Source organism: Streptomyces sp. NBC_00885, assembly GCF_045207475.1.
Lineage (GTDB): Bacteria > Actinomycetota > Actinomycetes > Streptomycetales > Streptomycetaceae > Streptomyces.
On record NZ_CP108796.1, the window covers coordinates 5,807,816 to 5,831,574 of the forward strand.

The following is a 23,759-nucleotide window of genomic DNA, read 5'->3' on the forward strand; positions in this document are numbered from 1 at the left end:
CCGTTCCCGTACCTAGTCTCGATCCCGTTCTCATCCATGTACGCCATCTACATAGGGAGACAGCGGTGACGCGCAACCTCACGATCACCGACGTGCGGCTCACCCCGATCCTCGTCGCCGATCCCCCGCTGCTCAACACCCAGGGCGTGCACCAGCCGTACACCCCCCGCCTCATCGTCGAAGTCGTCACGGCGGACGGCGTCACCGGCGTCGGCGAGACCTATGGCGACACCAAGTACCTCGATCTGGCCGCCCCCTTGGCGGACTCGCTGCCCGGCTGCCAGGTCAGTGACGTGAACGGCCTGCACCGGCTCGCCGACCTCGTGTGCGGCGACTCGCCCGAGGCCACCGGCGCGGGCGCCGTCGACGCGGGCGGTCTGCGCGGGGTGCAGACGGCCGACAAGCTGCGGCTCTCCGTCGTCTCCGGCTTCGAGGTCGCCTGCCTCGACGCGCTCGGCAAGGCACTCGGACTGCCTGTGCACGCCCTGCTCGGCGGCAAGGTGCGCGACGCCGTCGAGTACAGCGCGTATCTCTTCTACCGCTGGGCCGAACACCCGGGCGGGGCGGGGGAGCCGGACGACTGGGGCGCGGCGCTCGACCCGGCGGGCGTGGTCGCCCAGGCCAGGCGCTTCTCGCGCGAGTACGGCTTCGCCTCCTTCAAGCTCAAGGGCGGCGTCTTCGAGCCGGACCGGGAGATCGCGGCCGTACGGGCGCTCGCCGAGGCGTTTCCCGGACAGCCCCTGCGGCTGGACCCCAACGGTGCCTGGTCGGTCGAGACCTCGCTGAGGGTCGCGGAGGAACTCGGTGACGTACTGGAGTATCTGGAGGACCCGGCGAGCGGCACCGACCGGATGGCCGCGGTCGCGGCCGCCACCGGTGTCCCGCTCGCCACCAACATGTGCGTGACCACCTTCGCCGAGATCCCGGAGGCCTTCACGCGCGGCGCCGTTCAGGTCGTGCTCTGCGACCACCACTACTGGGGCGGACTGCGCAACACCCGTGAACTGGCCGCGATCTGCCGGACGTTCGGGGTCGGCCTGTCCATGCACTCCAACACACACCTGGGCATCAGCCTCGCCGCGATGACCCATGTCGCGGCCGTCGTCCCCAACCTCGACCACGCCTGCGACAGCCATTACCCCTGGCAGGCCGAGGACGTCATCACCGAGCGCCTCGACGTCAAGGACGGCCGCCTCGCTGTCAGCGATCTGCCGGGGCTCGGCGTGGAACTCGACCGGGACAAGCTGGCCCGCCTGAACCGGCGCTGGCTCGAGGACGACGGCACGATGCGCGAACGCGACGACGCGGCGGCGATGCGGGTCGCCGAGCCGGGCTGGGCCGCACCGCCCGTGCCGCGCTGGTAGCCGGGCACGGGCCCGGAACCACCCCGCCGCACCCGCACACGCGCCGCTCCATCAGGCAGACTGGCCTGATCTGCACCACGTACCAGGAGCGGCACGGTGAGCACTCGACACGGTGAGCAACGGGACCACGCGGCCGCCTGCCTCGACCCGCTCGCGAGCCTGCGGACGCCCGAGGATCCCGCCTGCGACGTCTACCTGACCGGCAACGTCTTCCTGGACATCATCTTCACCGGCCTCGACTCCGCCCCCGTACGCGGCACCGAGTCCTGGGCCCGCGGCATGGGATCGAGCCCAGGCGGCGTCGCCAACATGGCCACCGCTCTCGCCCGCCTCGGCCTGCGCACCTCGCTCGCCGCCGCCTTCGGGGACGACCACTACGGCGAGTACTGCTGGGACGCCCTCGAACAGGGCGAGGGCATCGACCTCTCCCTCTCCCGCACCGTCCCCGGCTGGCACTCGCCCGTCACCGTCTCCATGGCGTACGAGGGCGAGCGCACGATGGTCTCCCACGGCCACGAGGCACCGCCGCCCGAGCCCGCCCCCGACTGCCCGCCCCCCGCGCGCGCCGCCGTGGCATCGCTGACCCCCGGCCGGGCCGACTGGATCGCGCAGGCCGCCCGCAAGGGCGCCCGCATCTTCGCCGACGTCGGCTGGGACGAGACCGGCCGCTGGGACCCGCAGGACCTCGCCGATCTGGAGCACTGCGAGGCCTTCCTGCCCAATGCCGAGGAGGCGATGCGCTACACCCGCACCGACCGCCCCCTGGCCGCAGCCCGCGCCCTTGCCGAACGCGTCCCGGTCGCCGTCGTCACGCTGGGTGCGGAGGGCGCGTGCGCCGTGGACGGGGCGACCGGCGAGTGCGCCCAGGTTCCGGCCATCGCGGTGGAGGCGCTCGACCCGACAGGTGCCGGCGACGTGTTCGTGGCCGGGTTCGTCACCGGCACTCTCGCCGGCTGGCCGCTCGCCGACCGGCTCGCCTTCGCCGGGCTGACCGCCGCCCTGTCGGTGCAGGAGTTCGGCGGATCACTCTCCGCGCCCGGCTGGTCGGAGATCGCGGCCTGGTGGCAGCACGTCCAGGGCGTCGCCGACCAGGATCCGGCGGCCCTGCAGCGGTACGCCTTCCTCGAAGCGCTGCTGCCCGCTCAGGCCAGGCCCTGGCCGCTGCGCAGGGCCGTCCCGACGATCGGCTTCGGCCGCTCCGCATAGGCCGGGGAACGAGCCCCGGCCGGACCGCGGACGGACCCCCGCGGAAAAGCCCTCGGTCTTGTCAGTGCCAGGTCGTACGCTGGGTATCTCAGAGGTTGTCGAGCAGCGAGAACCCTGCAACGGGAGGTATGTGCAGGCCACAGAGCCGGCCCATGACTCAGACACCCACAGCCCAGAGCCCAGCACCGGGGCAGGCACGAGCCCACTTCACCGTCCCCGCCAAGCATCCGATGGTGACGGTCCTGGGTTCGGGTGACGCCCTGCTGCGCGTGATCGAGAAGGCCTTCCCGGCGGCCGACATCCATGTCCGGGGCAATCAGGTGAGCGCGGTCGGTGACGCGGCGGAAGTCGCCATGATCCAGCGCCTGTTCGACGAGATGATGCTGGTGCTCCGCACCGGTCAGCCGATGACGGAGGACGCAGTGGAACGCTCGATCGCCATGCTCAAGGCGAGCGAGAACGGCAACGGACCGGACGAGACCCCGGCCGAGGTGCTCACCCAGAACATCCTCTCCAGCCGCGGCCGCACCATCCGCCCCAAGACCCTCAACCAGAAGCGGTACGTCGACGCGATCGACAAGCACACGGTCGTGTTCGGCATCGGCCCCGCCGGTACGGGCAAGACGTATCTCGCCATGGCCAAGGCGGTCCAGGCCCTGCAGTCCAAGCAGGTCACCCGGATCATCCTGACCAGGCCCGCCGTCGAGGCGGGAGAGCGGCTGGGCTTCCTGCCCGGCACGCTCTACGAGAAGATCGACCCCTATCTGCGCCCGCTCTACGACGCGCTGCACGACATGCTCGACCCCGACTCGATCCCGCGGCTGATGGCGGCGGGCACGATCGAGGTCGCGCCCCTGGCGTACATGCGAGGACGGACCCTGAACGACGCCTTCATCATTCTCGACGAGGCGCAGAACACGAACCCCGAGCAGATGAAGATGTTCCTGACGAGGCTCGGCTTCGACTCGAAGATCGTCATCACGGGCGACGTCACCCAGGTGGACCTTCCGAGCGGCACGAAGAGCGGTCTGCGCCAGGTCCGGGACATCCTGGACGGCGTCGACGACGTGCACTTCTCGCTGCTCACGTCGCAGGATGTCGTACGGCACAAGCTCGTCGGCCGTATCGTCGACGCGTACGAGAAGTACGACATCCAAAACGGGAAGTAGCAAAAGCGCGCCATGTCGATCGACGTCAACAACGAGTCCGGAACCGAGGTCGACGAGCAGGCGATCCTCGACATCGCCCGCTACGCGCTCGCGCGGATGCGTATCCACCCGCTCTCCGAGCTCTCGGTGATCGTCGTGGACGCCGAGGCCATGGAGCAACTGCACATCCAGTGGATGGACCTGCCCGGTCCGACCGACGTCATGTCCTTCCCGATGGACGAGCTGCGTCCGCCGGTCAAGGACGACGAGGAGCCCCCGCAGGGGCTCCTCGGTGACATCGTGCTCTGTCCCGAAGTCGCCAAGAAGCAGGGCGAAGAGGCCGAGACGCAGCACTCCATGGACGAGGAGCTCCAGCTTCTGGCCGTCCACGGAGTGCTGCACCTGCTCGGTTACGACCACGAGGAGCCGGACGAGAAGGCTGAAATGTTCGGGCTCCAGGCTGCGATCGTCGACGGCTGGCGGGCGGAGAAGGGCCTTTCCGGTCCGTCCCCGGCGCCGACCGTCTCATGAGCGGCCAACTGATCTTCGGCGCGATCCTGCTGGTCGTCGTCGCCTGGCTGGCCGCCTGCGCCGAGGCGGGCATCGCCCGCACCTCCAGCTTCCGCGCCGCCGAGGCCGTCCGCTCCGGGCGCCGCGGCTCCGCCAAGCTGGCACAGGTCGCCGGCGACCCGACCCGCTATCTCAACGTCGCCCTGCTGGTGCGGGTGTCCTGCGAGATGGCGGCAGGGGTCCTTGTCACCTACGCCTGCCTGCAGGAGTTCGACGAGACCTGGGAGGCGCTGGCCGTCGCCATCGGCGTGATGGTCCTCGTCAGTTACGTCGCCGTGGGCGTCTCACCGCGCACCATCGGCCGCCAGCACCCGCTGAACACCGCGACGGCCGCGGCGTACGTCCTGCTGCCGCTCGCCAGGATCATGGGTCCCATCCCGCAGTTGCTGATCCTGCTCGGCAACGCGTTCACGCCCGGAAAGGGTTTCCGCAAGGGCCCGTTCGCGAGCGAGGCGGAACTGCGGGCCATGGTCGACCTCGCCGAGCAGGAGTCCCTGATCGAGGACGACGAGCGCCGGATGGTGCACTCCGTCTTCGAGCTCGGCGACACCCTCGTACGCGAAGTGATGGTCCCGCGGACCGATCTGGTCTGCATCGAGCGCTACAAGACCATCCGCCAGGCCCTGACGCTGGCGCTGCGCTCCGGCTTCTCCCGGATCCCGGTGACCGGGGAGAACGAGGACGACATCGTCGGGATCGTGTACCTGAAGGACCTCGTCCGCAAGACACACATCAACCGCGACTCCGAGTCCGACCTGGTGTCGACGGCGATGAGGCCCGCCGCGTTCGTGCCCGACACCAAGAACGCGGGCGATCTGCTGCGCGAGATGCAGCAGGAGCGCAACCATGTCGCCGTCGTCATCGACGAGTACGGCGGCACGGCGGGGATCGTCACCATCGAGGACATCCTGGAAGAGATCGTCGGCGAGATCACCGATGAGTACGACCGTGAACTCCCGCCGGTCGAAGAACTCGGCGATGGACGCTTCCGGGTGACCGCCCGGCTCGACATCGGGGACCTCGGCGAGCTCTACGGCCTCGACGAACTCGACGACGAGGACGTGGAGACGGTCGGCGGCCTCCTGGCGAAGGCGCTCGGAAGGGTCCCGATCGCGGGCGCGTCCGCGGTGGTCGACCTGCCGGACGGCCGCGAGCTGCGACTGACGGCGGAGTCTCCGGCGGGCCGCCGGAACAAGATCGTGACGGTGCTTGCGGAGCCGCTGCCGAAGCGGCCGGAGGGGGGAGCGGCGGCGTGAAGGCGAAGGAACTGAAGGCGTTCTGCCTGGAATTCGGCGCGGCGGTGGAGGAGTTTCCGTTCGGGCCCGAGGTGTCGGTGTTCAAGGTGCACGGGAAGCTCTTCGCGCTGAGTGCGCTGGATGCGGAGCCGCTGAAGGTGAATCTCAAGTGTGAGCCGGAGATTGCGGTTCAGCTGCGCGCCGATCACGCGGCGATTGTGCCGGGCTATCACATGAACAAGCGCCACTGGAACACGGTGACGGTGGGGGAGTTGCCGGACCGGCTGGTCCGTGAGCTGATCGAAGACTCCTACGACCTGGTGGTCGCGGGCCTCCCAAAGACGGTCCGGCTCCGCCTGGACCGGGCGTAAGGCTTGCGCCTGCGGCGGGGCTTGTTCCCCACCCCGCCCTCCCCCAGACTCCGTCCGGGGGGACCCCCAACCTCCCCGCGCCTCAAACGCCGACGGGGCTGGAGTGTGCGGCTGGGCCGCACATTTCAGCCCGTCCGGCGTTTGAGGACACGCGCGAAGCGCGTTCGGGGGTCTGGGGGCTTGCCCCCAGTTCGGGAAGGGGCGGGTAGGGGAACAGCCCCGCCGCAGGCGGCTGGTTCGCGGACCACCCGGCGGCTGGCTGACCTGTGCGGATGTGTATCCTCTGCCCGTGAAAAAGGGGAGGGGGGAAGCTCCCCACGAGCGTTTTGAGCCCGATTCAAGGGGAGTTACTGCTGATGCGTACCCGCATGCGCGGCGTCATCGCCGCCGTCGCCGTTTCGACGCTGAGCCTCACCGCGGCGGCATGCCAGAGCTCGTCCGGCGATGACAAGAAGCCTGCCACGACGGATGCGGCCAAGCCGCAGGGGACCAAGACGGAGGAGCCTGCGGCCACCACGCCGCTGACGGCCGCTCAGATGACGGCCGCCACGGTGGAGCTCAAGGACCTGCCGGCCGGCTGGAAGTCCAACAAGGTCTCCGCCGGCGACGACCCGGCGCCGAAGGCCGACCAGCCCAGCTGCCAGCCCATCGCCGACATGATGGGCGACGAGATCAAGGGCGCCACCAAGGGCAGCGACGTCGACTTCAAGCAGGCCGACGGCAAGACCGAGCTGAGCCAGCAGGTCTTCACGTTCGCGGGCACGGGCGCCGCCGACTTCACCAAGGCCATTGGCACGGCGCTGGAAACGTGCACCAGCGTCCCCTTCGACATGGAGGGCCAGAAGGTCCCCGTCAAGATCAAGAAGCTGGACGCCCCGAAGGTCGGCGAGGAGTCGCACGCCTTCCAGATGGCCATCGTGTTCGGCCCCGGTGTGGAGATCAAGGCAAATCTGCTGGTGGCCCACCAGGGCACCGGCGCCACCCGCGTTGCGTACGTGAACACCGGCGACGCCGCCGCGCAGAAGAGCTTCGAGAACATGGTCCAGCTGATCGGCGACAAGTTCGTCAAGGGCGTCCAGGGCTAGCTCGTGTCCGCACCCCGGCCGCTCCGCCGATCTATGCTCGGGGCATGACGCAGAGCACCGACCTCAATCCCGAGGACCGCAAGATCATTACGCTGGCGCGAAGCGCCCGGGCCCGCAACGGTGTGCCCGAGGGTGCGGCCGTACGGGACGAGACCGGGCGTACCTATGTCGCCGGGACCGTGGCTCTGGAGTCGCTCAGGCTCAGTGCGCTCCAGACCGCCGTCGCCATGGCCGTCGCCAGCGGCGCGCAGTCCCTGGAGGCCGCGGCCGTCGTCTCCGAGGCGGACGCCGCCTCCGACGCGGACCGCGCGGCGGTGCGTGATCTGGGCGGGCCCGGGACGCCGGTGCTGCTCGCCGGTCCCGACGGGGAGCTCAAGTCCTCCGTGGCCGCGGGCTGACCGCACGCGCCGGCGGGCGTGACAGTACGAATGTGACAGGGGTCGGCGTCATCAACCGGTGGCGCCGATTCCCCTTTCTGCCTGCGGAAATGCGGATCTTGACAGTATCTGATGGGTCATCAGACGGTGCATTTCGATTCCATTGACTTCTTTCGGCCATGACACGTCAATAGCCCCCGGCATTCCTCAGAAGGGGGCAATCATGGCTACGGCCACCCGAAGATCAGTACCCCGGCCCACCCGAAGATCCACCGGTCGGTTCACCGGCCGGGCGCGGCGCTGGACCGCCGCCCTGGGAGCGGTCGCCCTTGTCGCCGGTACGGCGGCACTCGCCGGACCCGCGCACGCGCTGGCCGCCGCATCCGCACCGGTGGACTTCGCGACCCACTGCGTACCGCCGCCCATCGCCGGTATCCCGCCCATCGACGGCACCACGACCGCCCAGATCACCGTCGACAAGGCCGCACCGAAGGTCGGCGACACCGTCACCGTCACCTACACCGTCACCAAGCCCGCGGCCAGCAACCCGGTCGACCTCGCGCTGCCCGCCGACATCATGACGCCCAGTGGCAAGGTCGCCCTCGGCGGCGCCCAGGCCGGAAGCGTCACGGTCACCGGACCCAAGAAGAACCCGCCGGTCCCCGGCAAGGGCGCCTTCCCGCCGTTCTCGATGACCGGCACGTTCACGGTCACCGCGCCCGGCTCGATCACCCTCTCGCCCGGCGACTACAACATCCACACCAGCTACATCATGGAGCTGGACACCCCCTGCACAGTCATCAGTCCGCCCGCACCCGTCTCCGAGACGATCACCGCGACGGACCAGCCCGGGGCCAATGAGCGCTCCATCCAGCTGGCGACGGCCTCCGGCAAGCCCGGCGACAGCGTCACCGTCACCGGCGCCAAGTTCACTCCGCTCGCCGACATCACCGTCGTCGGCCGGGCCGGAGCGGCCGAGACCGCCGACAAGACAACCGTCAAGGCGAACGCGGCAGGCGGCTTCACGGCACCTCTCGCGGTCAACGACAAGGCGACCACAGGCATCGTCGCGTACGAGGGCAGTGCCTGGTCGGCGGAGAAGGGCGCCGGCCCGGCGGCGTACACCGTCATCGACGACACCCCGCTGCCCGGCAACAGCCAGAAGCTCAACTCCTCCGTCGCGGCAGGCACGTTGTCCATGTCCCAGGCCGGTGACACCGTCGCCATGTCGGCGGTCGACTTCGGCACGGGCGGGGCATCGACCGGCGATCTGAAGACGGTGACGGTCAAGGACTTCCGCGGCGGGCCCGCGGGCTGGTCCCTGACCGGCAAGGTCACCGACTTCACCGGACCCGGCGGAAAGATCGACGCCGGAAAGCTCGGCTGGACTCCGGCCTGCACCACCAAGCCCGGCAGCCCCAGCACCTGCGTGGCCGGATCGGCGGGAGCCGTCGGCAGCGCGGGCGCGACCCTGGCCTCCACCCCCAACGGGGCGCTCACCGGAGGCGAGTTCACCGTGGACGCGAAGGTCTCGCTGAACGTCCCGGCGTACACCGCCCCCGGCGCGTACTCCGGCGTCCTGACCCTCACGCTCACCTGACACCCGGCGGGCCGGGCGCGCACCCGGTCGGCCCGCCTCGGCCCGTGGGGGGTTTCATGCGCAAGCTCTACGTCATCGTGCTGCCCGTCCTCGCCATGCTGTTGTACGGACAGGGAACCGCGCGCGCCGCCGACAACGGCAACTGGTCCGTCTACCCCGCCGCTTCGCAACTGGGCGGGCGGCCCTACTTCTATCTCTCGGCCGATCCCGGCACGACCCTCACCGACCAGGTGACGGTCACCAACAAGACCGCGGCCCCGCTGACCTTCCGGCTGTACGCGGCCGACGCGTACAACACCGAACGGGACGGCGGCTTCGCCGTACGCACCCGCGGCGAGAAGCAGCGCGGCGTCGGTGCCTGGGCCAAGCCCCAGCGCGAGCGGGTCACCGTCCCGGCGAACAGCTCGGTCACCGTGCCCTACACCCTCACCGTCCCCGACGACGCCGAGCCCGGCGACCACCCCGGCGCCCTGGTCGCCCTCGACGAGCGAATCGGCGCCGCGACCGGCTCGGTCGCCGTGGGCATCCAGCAGGCCGTCGGCGCCCGCGTCTATCTGCGGGTGGGCGGCCCCACCGTGGCCGCGCTCTCCGTGGAGGACGTGAAGTTCACCCACAACCAGCCCCTCGTCCCGGGCACCGGCGAGAGCAGCGCGCTCATCTCGTACACCCTCTACAACCGCGGCAACGTCACCCTCAACCCCAAAGTCGCCCTCAAGGCCGAGGGCCTGTTCGGGCGCGACCTGCTGAGCCGCGACCTGAAGAAGATCCCCTCCGAACTGCTGCCCCGCCAGAAGATCCGCCTCACCGAACGCTGGTCGGGCGCACCCCAGCTCGAATGGGGCGAGGTGAAGCTCACAGCCAGCGCGCGGGATGTGCGCGAGTCGGCCGGGGTCTCCTTCTTCGCGCTGCCCTGGCTGGTCGCACTGCTGCTCGCGGCTGCCGCGGCGGGGGCCGGGGTGTGGGTCAGGGTGCACCGGCGGCGTACGCGCGTAACCGGGGGCGCGTGACATCAGGGACAATGGGCGCCATGAGCGCTCGTACAGATGAGAACAACGCCCCCCACCGGGCAGGCTTCGCCTGCTTCGTGGGCCGCCCCAACGCGGGCAAGTCCACCCTCACGAACGCTCTGGTCGGCCAGAAGGTGGCGATCACCTCCAACCGGCCCCAGACGACCCGGCACACCGTGCGCGGCATCGTGCACCGCCCCGACGCGCAGCTGATCCTGGTCGACACCCCCGGCCTGCACAAGCCGCGCACGCTGCTCGGCGAGCGGCTGAACGACATCGTGCGCACCACCTGGGCCGAGGTCGACGTGATCGGCTTCTGCCTGCCGGCGAACGAGAAGCTCGGCCCCGGTGACCGCTTCATCGCCAAGGAGCTCGCCGGGATCAAGAAGACCCCGAAGGTCGCGATCGTCACCAAGACCGACCTGGTCGACTCCAGGACCCTCGCCGAACAGCTGATCGCGATCGACCGGCTCGGCAAGGAGCTGGGCATGGAGTGGGCGGAGATCGTCCCCGTCTCCGCGGTCGGCGACAAACAGGTCAAGCTGGTGGCGGACCTGCTCATCCCGCTGCTGCCCGAGGGCCCGACGCTCTACCCGGAGGGCGACCTCACCGACGAGCCCGAGCAGGTCATGGTCGCGGAGCTGATCCGCGAGGCCGCGCTGGAGGGCGTACGGGACGAGCTGCCGCACTCGATCGCGGTGGTCGTCGAGGAGATGCTGCCGCGGGAGGACCGCCCGGCGGACAAGCCGCTGCTGGACATCCACGCGAATGTCTACATCGAGCGCCCGAGCCAGAAGGGCATCATCATCGGCCCGAAGGGCAAGCGCCTGAAGGAGGTCGGGGTGAAGTCCCGCCACCAGATCGAGGCGCTGCTGGGGACGCCGGTGTTCCTGGACCTGCATGTGAAGGTCGCGAAGGATTGGCAGCGGGACCCGAAGCAGCTGCGGAAGCTGGGCTTCTGACGCTGCGCGGGTCCGCTGCGCGGGGCTGTTCCCCACCCCGCCCGTTCCCTTAACCGGGGCTTCGCCCCGGACCCCGCGCCTCAAACGCCGGCGGGGCTGAATTTCGCGCCCGGGACCACGCCTCAAGCGCCGACGGGGCTGGATGTGCGGCTGGGCCGCACATGTCAGCCCGTCCGGCGTTTGAGGACACGCGCGAAGCGCGTTCGGGGGTCTGGGGCGGAGCCCCAGTTCGGGATGGGGGTACCTCCCACGGCCGCCAGGCCGTAGGGGGAGGGCGGGTCGGGGAACAAGCCCGCCGCAGGCGACCCGTCCCGTCACGCACCTTCCTTGAGTACCCGCGAGATCAGCTCCCGCTGCGCCTGCGACAGACGCGGATCGGCGCAGTGGACGGTCCGCCCGTCCACGGTGATCTGATAGCTGAACCCGTCCGGCACCCCCACCGGCGGCGTGCCCCGGCCCTCGGCCATCGCCCGCTCGGCCAGGGCACGCCATTCGCTCGCGTCGGTCCGACCCGAGGTGTCCACCTCGGCGAACCGTTCGATGCCGGCGAATCCTCCTGTGCGCCTTACCTGGATACGCATGGGTCCTGTCTAGTACGAGAACGCCTCAGTTGGTAGGCACCCCGACCTGGGACCATGCCTTCAGCAGAGCCTCCTGCTCCGCGCCCTCGCCGTAGCGCGCGCGGGCCGCCGCCACCGACAGGGCCGCGAAGTCGGTGAACTGCGCGGTCGTGGAGAGCTGTCCGCCGGTCAGCACGTCGTACCAGATCTGGCCCGCCCGCTCCCACGCGTTGCCGCCCAGCGCGGTGGCGACCAGATAGAAGGCGTGGTTCGGGATCCCCGAGTTGATGTGGACGCCGCCGTTGTCGCGACCGGTCCTGACGTAGTCCTCCATCGTCGCGGGCTGCGGGTCCTTGCCGAGCACGTCGTCGTCGTACGCCGTGCCCGGCTCCTTCATCGAGCGAAGCGCGATGCCCGACACATTGGGGCCCAGCAGGCCCGCGCCGATCAGCCAGTCGGCCTGGTCGGCGCTCTGGCCGAGGGAGAACTGCTTGATCAGTGAGCCGAAGACGTCCGACATGGACTCGTTCAGCGCGCCGGACTGGCTGAAGTACTCCAGGTTCGCGGTGTACTGCGTGACTCCGTGCGTGAGCTCGTGCCCGATCACGTCCACCGGCAGGGTGAAGTCCAGGAACAGATCGTTGTCGCCGTCGCCGAAGACCATCCGCTCGCCGTCCCAGAAGGCGTTGTCGTAGTTCTCGCCGTAGTGGACGGTCGCGTTGAGCGGCAGGCCGGAGTCGTCGATGGAGTGGCGGCCGTACGCCTTCAGATACAGCTCGAACGTGGCGCCGAGGCCCGCGTGGGCGCGGTTGACCGTGGCGTCCTGGGCGGGCTGGTCGCTCTCGGAGTGGACCTTCCTGCCCGGCACCGTCTCCTGGTGTTCGGCGTCGTAGATCGTGCGGTTCGGCTTGTCCGACACCGTGCCGGTGACGCTCGGGGCGAGGCCGCGGACCGTGGTGAGACGGCGGCGGGTGCGCTGGAGGGCGTCGTGCTCGAGGGTGCGGGCGGCTGGGTCGGCGATGGCGGGGTCCTCGGCGCGGGCCAGTTTGTCGAGGACATGCGGCGGCACGATGGTGCAGAAGACCGGGTTGACCCGGCGGGCGTTGGCGTCCATGCCCCCGGACTGTGGCACTGGGTCATGACGCTGTCACTAGTTGCCACCATGATTAGTGAAATGGAGTGATAACGGAGGACTGGCGTCCGCGACGGGGGCCACTGGTGTACCGCTGATATGGCGCCCAAGTGCGGTACGTCACTATTTGTCCGTTTGTAGAGTCGTGTCCCGCATACTGATACGGCACCTCCGTCCCCGCCCTCACTGGGCTACGCTGCTGCGCATCATGCGTTTCGGGCTGCTTCTTCTTAGCTGCCGCGGCGAGGGCCTGTAGTCGTAGGCCGACCCCCTCCCCGCGGGATCTGGTGCTGCTTCGACTCAGTCGGCCGTCCTACTTGATGGACCCCGAGGAGCCCTACGCAAATGTCTGACAACTCTGTCGGTCGCCCCACGCCCGTCACCAACGCGACCCACACCCAGAAGCCGTCCGGGATGCCCATCCACAAGTACGGGCAGTACGAGGCCGTGGACATCCCCGACCGCACCTGGCCCGACAAGCGGATCACCAGGGCCCCCCGCTGGCTGTCGACCGATCTGCGCGACGGCAACCAGGCCCTGATCGACCCGATGTCGCCCGCCCGCAAGCGCGAGATGTTCGACCTCCTGGTCCGCATGGGCTACAAGGAGATCGAGGTCGGCTTCCCCTCCTCCGGCGAGACCGACTTCGCCTTCGTACGCTCCATCATCGAAGAGGGCGCGATCCCCGAGGACGTGACGATCTCCGTCCTCACCCAGGCGCGCGAGGACCTGATCGAGCGCACCGTGGAGTCCGTCGTCGGCGCCCACCGCGCGACCGTGCACCTGTACAACGCCACCGCGCCCACCTTCCGCCGGGTCGTCTTCCGCGGCTCGAAGGACGACATCAAGCAGATCGCCGTGGACGGCACCCGGCTGGTGATGGAGTACGCCGAGAAGCTGCTGGGCCCGGAGACGACCTTCGGCTACCAGTACAGCCCGGAGATCTTCACCGACACCGAGCTGGACTTCGCGCTGGAGGTCTGCGAGGCCGTCTGCGACGTGTGGCAGCCTGAGGAAGGCCGCGAGATCATCCTCAACCTGCCTGCCACGGTGGAGCGTTCGACTCCCTCCACGCACGCGGACCGCTTCGAGTGGATGTCGCGCCATCTGTCGCGCCGCGAGCACGTGTGCCTGTCGGTCCACCCGCACAACGACCGCGGCACCGCCGTCGCCGCCGCCGAACTGGCGATCATGGCAGGGGCCGACCGTATCGAGGGCTGTCTGTTCGGGCAGGGCGAGCGCACCGGCAACGTCGACCTGGTGACGCTGGGCATGAACCTGTTCTCGCAGGGCGTCGACCCGCAGATCGACTTCTCGCAGATCGACGAGATCCGCCGTACGAGCGAGTACTGCAACCAGATGGAGATCCACCCGCGCCACCCCTACGCGGGCGATCTGGTCTACACGGCCTTCTCCGGCTCCCACCAGGACGCCATCAAGAAGGGCTTCGACGCCATGGAGGCCGACGCGGCCGCCCAGGGCAAGACGGTGGACGACATCGAGTGGGCCGTGCCGTATCTGCCCATCGACCCCAAGGACGTCGGCCGTTCCTACGAGGCGGTCATCCGGGTCAACTCCCAGTCGGGCAAGGGCGGTGTCGCATACGTCCTGAAGAACGAGCACAAGCTGGACCTGCCGCGCCGGATGCAGATCGAGTTCTCGAAGATCATCCAGGCGAAGACGGACTCCGAGGGCGGGGAGGTCACGCCGAAGGCGATCTGGTCGGTCTTCCAGGACGAGTACCTGCCGAACCCGGGCAACGCGTGGGGCCGTATCCAGCTGAGTTCCGGCCAGACGACGACCGACAAGGACGGCGTCGACACCCTGACCGTCGAGGCGGTCGTGGACGGCGCCGAGACGGTCCTGACCGGCACCGGCAACGGCCCGATCTCCGCGTTCTTCGAGGCGCTGAACGCGGTGGGCGTCGACGCGCGGCTGCTGGACTACCAGGAGCACACGATGAGCGAGGGCGCGTCCGCGCAGGCCGCGTCGTACATCGAGTGCGCGATCGACGGCAAGGTGCTGTGGGGCATCGGCATCGACGCGAACACGACGCGTGCGTCACTGAAGGCGGTCGTCTCGGCCGTCAACCGCGCGGCGCGCTAGTACCCCCGGACAACCGAGGTCCGGTCCTGATCGCCGGACAGGCTTGAAAACAAGCCTGTCCGGCGTTCGTGTGTGCGGGCGACAGGCGAGGGAATCGGCCATGTCCCGGCGCTCTGCTGCCGGGGGTGCTGACGCGACATCACCGATGTGGCTAACATCACGCCAATGCGGCAATGTTGCCGGAGCGTTTCGGAGGTGCGAGGTGCAGCCAGACCGGGGATTGTTCGGCCGAAAATTGCTGGTCTGCGGCGTTCATACCTCTTGGAACACTGTGGGGGACGGTGAGTTCTTCTGCCCCGATTGCGGAGGCGACCGCAACTACCGCCGCCGCACCGGCCGCCGCCGTTTCACCTTCCTCGGTGTGCCCCTGCTGCCGCGCGGCTTCGCGGGCCCGGTCGTCGAATGCGCCGCCTGCCACGGCCACTTCGGCACGGAAGCCCTCGACCACCCCACCACCGCCCGCTTCTCCGCGATGCTCCGTGACGCCGTCCACACCGTCGCTCTGGCCGTCCTCGCCTCCGGCGGCACCTCCTCCCGCCCGGTCAGGGAGACCGCCGTCGCCACGGTCCGCGCTGCCGGGCTCGACGACTGCACGGAGGACCAGCTCACCGGCCTGATCGAGGCGCTGGCCGCGGACACCGGCCGTTTCGTCACCGACACCGGGCCCTACGGCGCGGCCCTCGCGATCGAACTGCACGAGGCGCTGGAGCCGCTCGCACCGCATCTGGCGCCCGCGGGGCGGGAGTCGATCCTGCTCCAGGGGGCACGCATCGCACTCGCGGACGGGCCGTACAGCGCGGCGGAGCGGGAGGTGCTGACGACGGTCGGTACGGCGCTGCAGCTGTGCGCGGACGATACGGCGCGGCTGCTTGCCACGGCGCGGGCGCCGTTCTAGTCCGCTGCGCGGGGCTTGCCCCCACCCCGCCCCTTCCCGTAACCAAGGGGCTTCGCCCCTGGACCCCGTATGCGACCTTCGGCCGAATGTCCTCAAACGCCGGACGGGCTGGATGTGCGGCTCGGCCGCACATCCAGCCCCGCCGGCGTTTGAGGCGCGGGGTCTGGGGCGGAGCCCCAGCGGCCCGCAGGGTCAGGCCCCGCTCGCCCGCAGCATCTCCTCGCGCTCCACGATCTTCACCCGCTCGCGCCCCTCCGCCTCACCCCGCGCCCGCTCCGCCGCGTCCAGCCGGTGCCAGCCCTCCCACGTGGTGTACGAAACGCCCTTCCCCTCAAGGAAGTTGACGACCGCTTCCTCCTCCGGCGCAGCCGGAACACGCAGCCGCCCGCCCGCGTGGTCGTCGAGCAGGTTCGCGACCGTCTCGTTCGCGTCGCCCTTCGTGTGGCCGATGAGGCCGACCGGGCCGCGCTTGATCCAGCCCGTCACATACGTCGACTGGAGGTGCTCGCCGGCCTCGATGACGCGGCCGCCCTCGTGCGGCACGGTCCCGCTGATGAAGTCGAAGGGCAGCTTGGGCAGTTCGTCGGAGAGATAGCCGACCGCCCGGTAGACGGACTGCACGTCCCAGGTGTGGAACTCGCCGGTACCGGTGACGTTGCCCGTGCCGTCCAGCCGCGTCCGCTCCGTACGCAGCCCCGCCACCCGGCCGTCCTCGCCGAGGACCTCGACGGGGGACTCGAAGAAGTGCAGGAACAGCTTGTGCGGACGGTCGCCGACGTCGCGGATCGCCCAGTTCTCCAGGGTCTTCGCGACCATGTCCGCCTGCTTGCTGGCGCGGCGGGTGGCGATGGAGCCGTCGTCGTAGTCGATGTCCTCGGGGTCGACGATCACCTCGATGTTCGGCGAGTGGTCGAGCTCCCGCAGTTCCATCGGGCTGAACTTGGCCTGCGCCGGGCCGCGCCGCCCGAACACGTGCACTTCGAAGGCCTTGTTGGCCTTCAGGCCGTCGTACACGTTCGGCGGGATCTCGGTCGGCAGCAGCTCGTCCGCGGTCTTGGCCAGGATGCGGGCCACGTCGAGGGCGACATTGCCGACGCCGAGTACGGCCACCTTCTCCGCCTCCAGCGGCCAGGTGCGCGGCACATCGGGGTGCCCGTCGTACCAGGACACGAAGTCCGCGGCGCCGTACGAGCCGTCCAGCTCGATGCCGGGTATGTCGAGGTCCCGGTCCGCGTCCGCGCCGGTGGAGAAGATCACCGCGTCGTAGAACTCCTGCAGATCGTCCAGGGCGATGTCGCTCGGGTAGTCGACATTTCCGAAGAGGCGTATCTGCGGCTTGTCGAGCACCTGGTGGAGTGCGGTGATGATGCCCTTGATCCGCGGGTGGTCGGGCGCGACGCCGTACCGGATGAGGCCGAACGGCGCGGGCATCCGCTCGAAGAGGTCGATGGACACACCGGGCTCGACTGCGGCCTCGGACTTCAGCAGGGCGTCGGCGGCGTAGATTCCGGCGGGGCCGGCACCGACGATCGCGATCCGCAGAGGGCGGGGCATGAATGGTTCCCTTCGAACGATGTCCACGGGCGTGACCCGGCGAGTGAGACGGCCAGGCGCGTGCGGAGGGAGCCGACTCTCGTACGCCACCCTGGCAACGGCGCTCCCACCGCGGTACCCGCCCTGCACCTATGGACCCATAAGCCTGATCTATGACCCGGCACCCGGGAGGGGCGGGGTAAGGACACCCTAACCTCCAGTTCTCCGGCCACCCTCGGCGCCCCCGGCCCACCGGTGTAGCGCGGCGGGGGATCTCGCGGCACGCTGGAGTGCAGGAGGATCTGCCCGGCGAAGGGGCCCCCGCCATGAACCCTGCCTCACGCACGGCACCCGGCGGCCGTCTCGACGCCGCGCTGGAAAGCCCGATCGTCGGCCTGTCCCCGTGGATCGCCTTCTCGGTCCTCGTCGGCCCCGGCCGCTTCGGACTGGCGGTGGGCCTCGCCCTCGCCCTGGCGGTCGTGCTCTTCTGCGCGGGGCGGATGCTCTACCGCGGCATCTCGCTCAAGATCCTCGAAGTGGCGGGCGTCGTCTTCTTCGCCGCCCTGGCCACCGTCGGAGTCGCCGCGTCGCCCGGCACCTATCGATGGCTCGACACCTACGCGGGCGAGATCTCCAACCTCACGCTGGTGGTCATCGCCTTCGGCTCCATGGCGGTACGGGTGCCGTTCACGATGCAGTACGGGCGCGAACGGGTCGGCCCCGAGTACTGGAAGTCGCCGGAGTTCCTCCACATCAACTATGTGATCACCGGCGTCTGGGGAACGGCGTTCCTCGTGGCAGCCCTCGCGGGCGGCTTCGGCGACCTCGTCCTGCACAACCCGGACAACCTCTGGACCACCTGGATCATTCAGATCGCGGCGATGGTCACCGCGATGAGCTTCTCGGAGTGGTACCCCCATGTCGTCCGCGCCCGCAGCCACGGCGCCGGGACCCCACCGCCGGTGCGCAACCTGCTGACCCCGCTGGCGGGTCTGATCATCCCGGTGGGCGTCGTCTCCCTGATCTTCGACGCGGCGGCGTCCTGGTTCAGCGTCGGGTTGATCCTCATCGGGGTGATCATGGCCCGCGCCATCAACAAGGACGTGGAGATGACCCCGCCTGGCGGCGAACACCCTCAACGAAAGAGGTCCAGCTGGCGGCTCCGATGACGAGGACGGGGCCGTTGGGGTTCTTGCTGTCGCGGACGGGGACGACGCCGGGGACGTTGTCGAGGACTTCCACGCAGCTACCGCCGTCGCCGTCGCTGTGCGTGCTCTTGCGCCAGGCGGCGCCCGGGAAGTCGTAAGCCACTTCGACGCAGTCGCCGCCGTGCCCGTCGCTGTAGCTGCTCTTGCGCCACTGGGCGGTGCTCAGGTCGCACTCACGCATCGTCTGAAGTCCTCCGCCGCCGATTCGATCAGGGCCAGGGACGCCTCCGGCGACAACGCGGCGGCCCTCAGCAGATCGTAGGCCGCTTGTGTCCGCTTCACCACCGCCGGATCGTCCAGCAGATTCCCCGAATACACGGCCTCCGTATAGGCAGTTGGCGGGGCGTCCTCGAACTCCATGAGCGTGAGCATCTTGCCCATTTGTGGGTACGCACCGGCCGCGTACGGCAGCACCTGGATCAGGGTCTTGCGCTCGCGCACCAGCGCCGCGATGTGGTCCAGCTGGCGCGCCATGGCGACAGGGCCGCCCGCGGGGATCCGCAGAGCGGTCTCGTGCAGGATCGCCCAATACACGGGCCGTGCAGCGTCCTTCAGGATCTGGGCGCGGTCTATCCGTGCCTTGACCGTCTCCTGGACGTACTCCTCGGAGGCGAGCGGATTGCTGGCCAGAACGACCGCCTGGGCGTACTCCGCGGTCTGGAGGAGTCCTGGGACGACGGTGGGCGCGAACTCGCTGATCCTCGTCGCGAGAGCCTCAAGCTCCGCCGCAGCCGCGAAGTAGTCCGCGTACCGCGAGCTATTGATCAGCTTCCGGCACATCCGCTCGAAAAAGCCTCCGGTTTGCAGCGTCTCATCGATCCGCTGAGCCACATCCAATTGCGGCTTCCGAATGGCCTGTTCGAATTGGCCGATGTAACCTCCCGACACAAAAACGCTTGCCCCCAGGGCCGCCTGAGTGATTCCCGCGTCCTCCCGGAGCCGCTTCAACTCGGCACCGAAGAACTCCCAAGCCGCCTGCCGTGAACCATTGGCCATGGATCAAACCCCTTGTTACTGCTGCCCAGTTGTAGTGCGCGGCCCTCTGTTGAGCGTAGCTGCGAGCCCTCACAGTTGTAATGCGAAAGGCGAATCCGGATCGGGAAGGGCAGTCATGGCGAGCAAGGAAAACCCGCGGCACTCGATGGAATGCATCGAAGAGGCGGAGGAAGCTGTGAACAATTTACGGACGGCCCTGGAGCGCTACGGCATCACCCTGCCGTCACTGCGCCTGGAGCCCGCCTCGTACGCACGGGAGGCGCCCTGTCCCCTGGTCGAATTGGGGCGCTGCACCGTCGACGTGGTCCGCATGCTCACGGCAGTACTGCCGAAGGAAGGCGGCGCGGCACGGTGACCGGGCCCATCGGGACGTACGTCGTCGACATGCGCACCGGCAGGGTGGGCCGGCTCATGGGGGAGGCGGGGGCGCGACTGTTGCTGAGACCCGTCGGCGGGGGCCGGGAGTGGGAGTGCGAGCCGGACGCGGTGCGGCTCGCGACCGCGGTGGAGCGGATCAGTGCGACGACGGCGTACGTGAACGCGCGCAGCCGGGGCGAGGTGACCTGAAGTGGCCGTCCGGTGCCCGCTTCCGCTGACCCGGCGGGGGGCTAAGGCGGCGAGGCGCGGGTGTACTTGGTGAGCAGCAGCGCGATGTCGTCCATGCGGTTCGGGGACTGGCGGGCGTCCCGCAGCAGTGCGTCGGCCAGTTCTTCGAGGGAGCCCGCAGCAGCATGGGCCAGCAAGCTCCGTAGCCGGTCCGTGCCCACACCGATGTCGGACTCGCGTGTCTCGATCAGTCCGTCCGTGTAGAGGGCCAGCACCGAGCCGGGCACAAGAGTCAGCTCCGATTCCGGGTAGTCGGCGGTGCGTTCCACTCCGAGGAGCAGGCCGCCCGGCAGATCCAGGATGTCGGTGTGCCCGTCGGGTCGGCGCAGGAGGGGCTGGCAGTGGCCCGCGCGCACCACGTGCGCGACTCCCGGCCCCGGGTCGAGGAGGACGTAACAGCAACTCGCGAGGAGCCCGGGGTCGAGGTCGATGAGCAGCCGGTTGGTACTGGCGATCACATCGCTCGGCCGGTGGCCCGCGGAGGCGAAGGCCCGTACCGCGCTTCGGAGTTGGCCCATGGCGGCTGCGGCAGCGACGTTGTGGCCCTCGACGTCCCCGACGACCAGCACGACGCCACGGTCCGTGGGGATCACGTCGTACCAGTCACCGCCGATGTGCATCCCGCGCGTACCAGGCAGGTACCTGCCGGTGACGCGGACGCCCGGCAGTACGGGCAGCCGGTGCGGAAGCAGCGCGTTCTGCAGGCCCCGGGCGAGGGTGAATTCGGCGTCGTAGAGCCTGGCACGTTCCAGTGCCTGGGCGATCAGCCCGCTCAGCGCGGTGAGGAGGCTCCGTTCCTCGTCGGAGAACCGGTGGACCTCGTCGAAGCCCATGATGCAGGCACCCACGGGACGGCTGGAGGCGATCAGGGGCAGGAACACGAAGGAGCTGGACTCGGGCTGGAGCTCGGGATAGGACGCATTGAACTCTTCCCGCGATTCGATGAACAGCGGCACCCCGGAGGTCAGCGCCCCGGTCACGGGCTCCCGGGCCGCGTCATGCAGCGGCAGGCCCTCGAACCGCTCCAGAAAGTTCTCACGGTAGCCACGCTGCGACAGCAGATGTACGTGCCGCTCGTGCACCACGAGCATCGCCAGTCGGTCACCGCCGACGGCGGGCATGAGCTGGTCGGCGACGACGTCGCACACTTCGCGCGCGGTGACCGCCTCGGTCAGGGCGCTGCTCATCTGAAGGACGCGATAGATGGCGCCCAGGGGCGCCGGCGTCAGCCGCGAAGAGGACGGAGCGGCTCCTCCTGCCTCATCGAGGGGTGCCCCGGGCTCGGCTCCGGCCGGGACCGGTTGTCCGGCCGGGGCGGCCCAGCCGGTCAGGCCCTGGGCATCCGGGCGGAGCGAGAAGACGAGCCACCGGTCGGGGGAGCGGGCCAGGAAGGAGACGGGCTGCTGGGAGACCCTGGCGGCCCGGAAACGGTCTTCGTAGGCGGGATCGGCCAGCCACGGCACAACGTCCCAGGGGCGGCGGCCCACCAGATCCTCCCTGCGTACGTGCAACAGCCGCACCAGGCTGTGGTTGGCGTAGGCCACACGCCCCTCGCGGTCGAGCGCGAAGAAGCCGTCCGCGAGCCGTTCTATCGCCGCGACGGCGGCCATACCGGATCCGAGGTCGAGGACCCCGCCCACCAGGTGGGGCCGCGACTTGGGGGCGGCGTCGGGTTCGGGTACCCGGCCCCACAGCTCGATGGTGCGGTGCCCGCCGCCCTTCTCCGGCACGCGCAGACTCTGGGCGAGGACGCGGCCGTTCTTGAGTGCGGCACGGGCGGCACCGCGGAAACCGGGACGGTCCGCGGGGTGCACCTTGGCCTCCAGCGTGGCCGCTCGTCCGTCGTACTCGCCCGGGGTGAGGCCGAAGGCCGCGCACACGGTGGCGTCCGCCTCCAGGGCCCCGGTGGCGAGGTTCCAGTCGAACAGGCCCACCCGTACCGCTGACGGGGAAGGTACCGGGACCTCCAGCGGGCCGGTCTCCATTTCGTACCCGACGTCGACGCCGCGCGCGTTCAGATGGGCGAGTGCTGCGCCGAGGCGGCCGGCTGCGGTACGCAACTGACGTCGCTGGGCCTTGGACAGCCCTTCCCCTCCGGACCTGGCGGCCCACACCGCGGCCATGGAACCAAAGGCCTCCTGCCCCGCCGTGACCGGTACGGAGGCGGAGCCGAAGGGGTAGGGCAACGCGACCGCGAGCTGAGGAAAACGCCGCATGGTGTCTTCGGCGTCGACCAGATGGACCGTCCGCCCGGAGCGGAACGCCTCCGCCACGGGAATGCCACTGTTCACAGGAATCCGCCGCCAGCCGCCGAGCAGGGAAGGCGGCATCCCGGCCGCCGCGGCGAGTATCAGCGTCTGACGGTTGCGCGAGACCAGGAACACGCTCGCCGCATGCGCCCCGGTCACCTCGACGGCTTTGAGGACGGCTTCAGCCAGTGCATCGTCACGTTCCGCATTGCCGTCGGCGTTCGTGGTGCCGAAGGGATGCGTACTCAACCTGGTATCGCTGGACGACACGCTGGCCCCGATCGCTGCAATGGTGGCGTGGCCCGCACGTCAGGGGTGTCTGCCCAATTCTTCTATGGAATGGTTCGGTGCGAAACCCGACGGACGCCGCACCGATCGGGAGGGGGCGATGAGTTTGCCCGCCTCGGGCCGTCCTATCCGCATGGACAAACAATTCAGCGCGACGCTGCAGAAGAGCCCTGAGAAGGGCGGCTGGACGTATCTGGTGTGGCCCGAGTCGGTCGAGTACTTCGGCACCCGGGGCCTGGTCAAGGTCAGGGGGACGATCGACGGTCATCCGTTCCGGAGCTCCTTCATGGCCCTCGGCGACGGCACGCACAAGCTGCCCGTGAAGGCGGACGTGCGCAAGGCGATCGGGAAGGAGGCGGGGGACTCGGTGACCGTACGTCTTGAGGAGCGCGTGGAGGATTGACGATCCGATGGCGGGCGGCCGTTGTCCGTACGGGACAATGGCTGCATGAGCCTGTTCCGTGACCCCCCGGCCCCCCGGCCGGACACCCGTGGGGGCGCGCGATGAGTCTTTTTCGTGACGACGGCGTTGTCCTGCGCACCCAGAAGCTGGGCGAGGCCGACCGCATCATCACGCTGCTCACGCGCGGGCACGGGCGCGTGCGGGCCGTCGCACGCGGCGTGCGGCGGACCAAGTCCAAGTTCGGGGCGCGGCTGGAGCCCTTCTCGCATGTGGACGTGCAGTTCTTCGCCCGCGGCAGCGAACTCGTCGGGCGCGGGCTCCCCCTGTGCACCCAGAGTGAGACCATCGCCGCGTACGGTGGCGGCATCGTCACCGACTACGCCCGCTACACCGCGGGCACCGCGATGCTGGAGACCGCCGAGCGGTTCACCGACCACGAGGGCGAGCCGGCCGTCCAGCAGTACCTGCTCCTCGTCGGCGCCCTGCGCACCCTCGCCCGTGGCGAGCACGCGCCGCACCTGATCCTCGATGCGTTCCTGCTGCGCTCCCTCGCCGTCAACGGCTACGCGCCCAGCTTCGAGGACTGCGCGAAATGCGGCATGCACGGGCCGAACCGGTTCTTCTCCGCCGCCGCCGGCGGCGTCATATGCGGCGACTGCCGGGTGCCCGGCAGCGTCGTACCCTCTGCGGAGGCCATCGGTCTGCTCAGCGCGCTGCTGACCGGCGACTGGCCCACGGCGGACGCGTGCGAGGCGCGCCACGTCAGGGAGGGCAGCGGGCTGGTGTCCGCCTATCTGCACTGGCACTTGGAGCGCGGCCTGCGCTCGCTGAGGTACGTAGAGAAATAGGAGATGTGAG

At 69.5% G+C, this 23,759-nt stretch carries 24 protein-coding genes; 18 read left to right on the top strand and 6 right to left on the bottom strand.

Features of this window, described 5'->3' with window-relative positions; translation table 11 throughout:
* The first annotated feature begins 65 nt into the window (after window positions 1-65).
* The 11 genes from OHA61_RS26405 to era all read left to right on the top strand — a co-directional run bounded on the left by OHA61_RS26405 (window position 66) and on the right by era (window position 10,925).
* A complete protein-coding gene (locus tag OHA61_RS26405) occupies window positions 66-1,364 on the top strand; it encodes a glucarate dehydratase family protein (protein WP_406305115.1) in 1,299 nt (432 codons plus the stop codon).
* A 96-nt stretch (window positions 1,365-1,460) separates the two neighbouring features.
* On the top strand, window positions 1,461-2,570 hold the full coding sequence (locus OHA61_RS26410; protein WP_361918463.1) for a PfkB family carbohydrate kinase: 1,110 nt from the start codon (window positions 1,461-1,463) through the stop codon (window positions 2,568-2,570).
* A gap of 152 nt (window positions 2,571-2,722) precedes the next feature.
* Window positions 2,723-3,739: a PhoH family protein gene (locus tag OHA61_RS26415; protein WP_324977474.1), complete on the top strand. Its 1,017-nt coding sequence runs from the start codon at window positions 2,723-2,725 to the stop codon at window positions 3,737-3,739.
* A 12-nt stretch (window positions 3,740-3,751) separates the two neighbouring features.
* Window positions 3,752-4,249, top strand: a complete 498-nt coding sequence (gene ybeY / locus OHA61_RS26420) for an rRNA maturation RNase YbeY (RefSeq protein ID WP_266476494.1) — start codon at window positions 3,752-3,754, stop codon at window positions 4,247-4,249.
* Complete coding sequence (locus OHA61_RS26425; protein WP_389374341.1) at window positions 4,246-5,544, top strand: hemolysin family protein; 1,299 nt, start codon at window positions 4,246-4,248, stop codon at window positions 5,542-5,544. The genes ybeY and OHA61_RS26425 overlap by 4 nt, the downstream gene beginning before the upstream one ends.
* Window positions 5,541-5,894: an MmcQ/YjbR family DNA-binding protein gene (locus tag OHA61_RS26430; RefSeq protein WP_389374342.1), complete on the top strand. Its 354-nt coding sequence runs from the start codon at window positions 5,541-5,543 to the stop codon at window positions 5,892-5,894. Before OHA61_RS26425 ends, OHA61_RS26430 begins: the two co-directional genes overlap by 4 nt.
* Before the next feature lie 356 nt (window positions 5,895-6,250).
* Window positions 6,251-6,979, top strand: coding sequence for a hypothetical protein (locus OHA61_RS26435; RefSeq protein WP_406305116.1), 729 nt, complete (start codon window positions 6,251-6,253; stop codon window positions 6,977-6,979).
* Window positions 6,980-7,023: 44 nt separating this feature from the next.
* Complete coding sequence (locus tag OHA61_RS26440; RefSeq protein ID WP_266476499.1) at window positions 7,024-7,377, top strand: cytidine deaminase; 354 nt, start codon at window positions 7,024-7,026, stop codon at window positions 7,375-7,377.
* A 202-nt stretch (window positions 7,378-7,579) separates the two neighbouring features.
* The gene (locus OHA61_RS26445) at window positions 7,580-8,956 is read left to right on the top strand and encodes a beta-xylosidase (protein ID WP_406305117.1); all 1,377 of its coding nucleotides are present in this window, start codon (window positions 7,580-7,582) and stop codon (window positions 8,954-8,956) included.
* A gap of 56 nt (window positions 8,957-9,012) precedes the next feature.
* A complete protein-coding gene (locus OHA61_RS26450; RefSeq protein WP_406305118.1) occupies window positions 9,013-9,963 on the top strand; it encodes a WxL protein peptidoglycan domain-containing protein in 951 nt (316 codons plus the stop codon).
* Between the two features lie 11 nt (window positions 9,964-9,974).
* Window positions 9,975-10,925: a GTPase Era gene (era, locus tag OHA61_RS26455; RefSeq protein WP_389374360.1), complete on the top strand. Its 951-nt coding sequence runs from the start codon at window positions 9,975-9,977 to the stop codon at window positions 10,923-10,925.
* A gap of 314 nt (window positions 10,926-11,239) precedes the next feature.
* Here the strand turns inward: era and OHA61_RS26460 are convergent, their stop codons facing one another.
* Both OHA61_RS26460 and OHA61_RS26465 read right to left on the bottom strand, forming a co-directional pair.
* Window positions 11,240-11,506, bottom strand: coding sequence for a protealysin inhibitor emfourin (locus OHA61_RS26460; protein ID WP_324977498.1), 267 nt, complete (start codon window positions 11,504-11,506; stop codon window positions 11,240-11,242).
* Between the two features lie 25 nt (window positions 11,507-11,531).
* Window positions 11,532-12,599, bottom strand: a complete 1,068-nt coding sequence (locus OHA61_RS26465) for a M4 family metallopeptidase (RefSeq protein ID WP_324977500.1) — start codon at window positions 12,597-12,599, stop codon at window positions 11,532-11,534.
* A 363-nt stretch (window positions 12,600-12,962) separates the two neighbouring features.
* Between OHA61_RS26465 and leuA the strand changes: the two genes are divergently transcribed.
* Both leuA and OHA61_RS26475 read left to right on the top strand, forming a co-directional pair.
* On the top strand, window positions 12,963-14,723 hold the full coding sequence (gene leuA, locus OHA61_RS26470) for a 2-isopropylmalate synthase (RefSeq protein ID WP_406305119.1): 1,761 nt from the start codon (window positions 12,963-12,965) through the stop codon (window positions 14,721-14,723).
* Between the two features lie 202 nt (window positions 14,724-14,925).
* Window positions 14,926-15,618, top strand: coding sequence for a TerB family tellurite resistance protein (locus OHA61_RS26475; RefSeq protein ID WP_406305120.1), 693 nt, complete (start codon window positions 14,926-14,928; stop codon window positions 15,616-15,618).
* A 192-nt stretch (window positions 15,619-15,810) separates the two neighbouring features.
* On the opposite strand, the gene OHA61_RS26480 is transcribed toward OHA61_RS26475, so the two are convergent.
* On the bottom strand, window positions 15,811-17,172 hold the full coding sequence (locus OHA61_RS26480; protein ID WP_406305121.1) for an FAD-dependent oxidoreductase: 1,362 nt from the start codon (window positions 17,170-17,172) through the stop codon (window positions 15,811-15,813).
* A 305-nt stretch (window positions 17,173-17,477) separates the two neighbouring features.
* Between OHA61_RS26480 and OHA61_RS26485 the strand changes: the two genes are divergently transcribed.
* Complete coding sequence (locus OHA61_RS26485) at window positions 17,478-18,320, top strand: hypothetical protein (protein WP_406305122.1); 843 nt, start codon at window positions 17,478-17,480, stop codon at window positions 18,318-18,320.
* On the opposite strand, the gene OHA61_RS26490 is transcribed toward OHA61_RS26485, so the two are convergent.
* Both OHA61_RS26490 and OHA61_RS26495 read right to left on the bottom strand, forming a co-directional pair.
* On the bottom strand, window positions 18,244-18,540 hold the full coding sequence (locus OHA61_RS26490) for a DUF397 domain-containing protein (RefSeq protein ID WP_406305123.1): 297 nt from the start codon (window positions 18,538-18,540) through the stop codon (window positions 18,244-18,246). The genes OHA61_RS26485 and OHA61_RS26490 overlap by 77 nt on opposite strands.
* Window positions 18,522-19,355, bottom strand: coding sequence for a Scr1 family TA system antitoxin-like transcriptional regulator (locus OHA61_RS26495; RefSeq protein ID WP_406305124.1), 834 nt, complete (start codon window positions 19,353-19,355; stop codon window positions 18,522-18,524). Before OHA61_RS26495 ends, OHA61_RS26490 begins: the two co-directional genes overlap by 19 nt.
* Window positions 19,356-19,530: 175 nt before the next feature.
* Between OHA61_RS26495 and OHA61_RS26500 the strand changes: the two genes are divergently transcribed.
* Window positions 19,531-19,710: a hypothetical protein gene (locus OHA61_RS26500; RefSeq protein ID WP_361917105.1), complete on the top strand. Its 180-nt coding sequence runs from the start codon at window positions 19,531-19,533 to the stop codon at window positions 19,708-19,710.
* Window positions 19,707-19,922, top strand: a complete 216-nt coding sequence (locus OHA61_RS26505; RefSeq protein ID WP_389374351.1) for a hypothetical protein — start codon at window positions 19,707-19,709, stop codon at window positions 19,920-19,922. Before OHA61_RS26500 ends, OHA61_RS26505 begins: the two co-directional genes overlap by 4 nt.
* Before the next feature lie 41 nt (window positions 19,923-19,963).
* Here OHA61_RS26505 and OHA61_RS26510 read toward each other — a convergent pair whose 3' ends face one another.
* Window positions 19,964-22,459, bottom strand: coding sequence for a SpoIIE family protein phosphatase (locus OHA61_RS26510; protein WP_406305125.1), 2,496 nt, complete (start codon window positions 22,457-22,459; stop codon window positions 19,964-19,966).
* 172 nt (window positions 22,460-22,631) lie between these two features.
* Here OHA61_RS26510 and OHA61_RS26515 point away from each other — a divergent pair, with 172 nt between their 5' ends.
* Complete coding sequence (locus OHA61_RS26515; protein ID WP_266476529.1) at window positions 22,632-22,901, top strand: DUF1905 domain-containing protein; 270 nt, start codon at window positions 22,632-22,634, stop codon at window positions 22,899-22,901.
* Window positions 22,902-23,002: 101 nt separating this feature from the next.
* On the top strand, window positions 23,003-23,749 hold the full coding sequence (gene recO / locus OHA61_RS26520) for a DNA repair protein RecO (RefSeq protein WP_406305126.1): 747 nt from the start codon (window positions 23,003-23,005) through the stop codon (window positions 23,747-23,749).
* Window positions 23,750-23,759 lie beyond the last annotated feature (10 nt).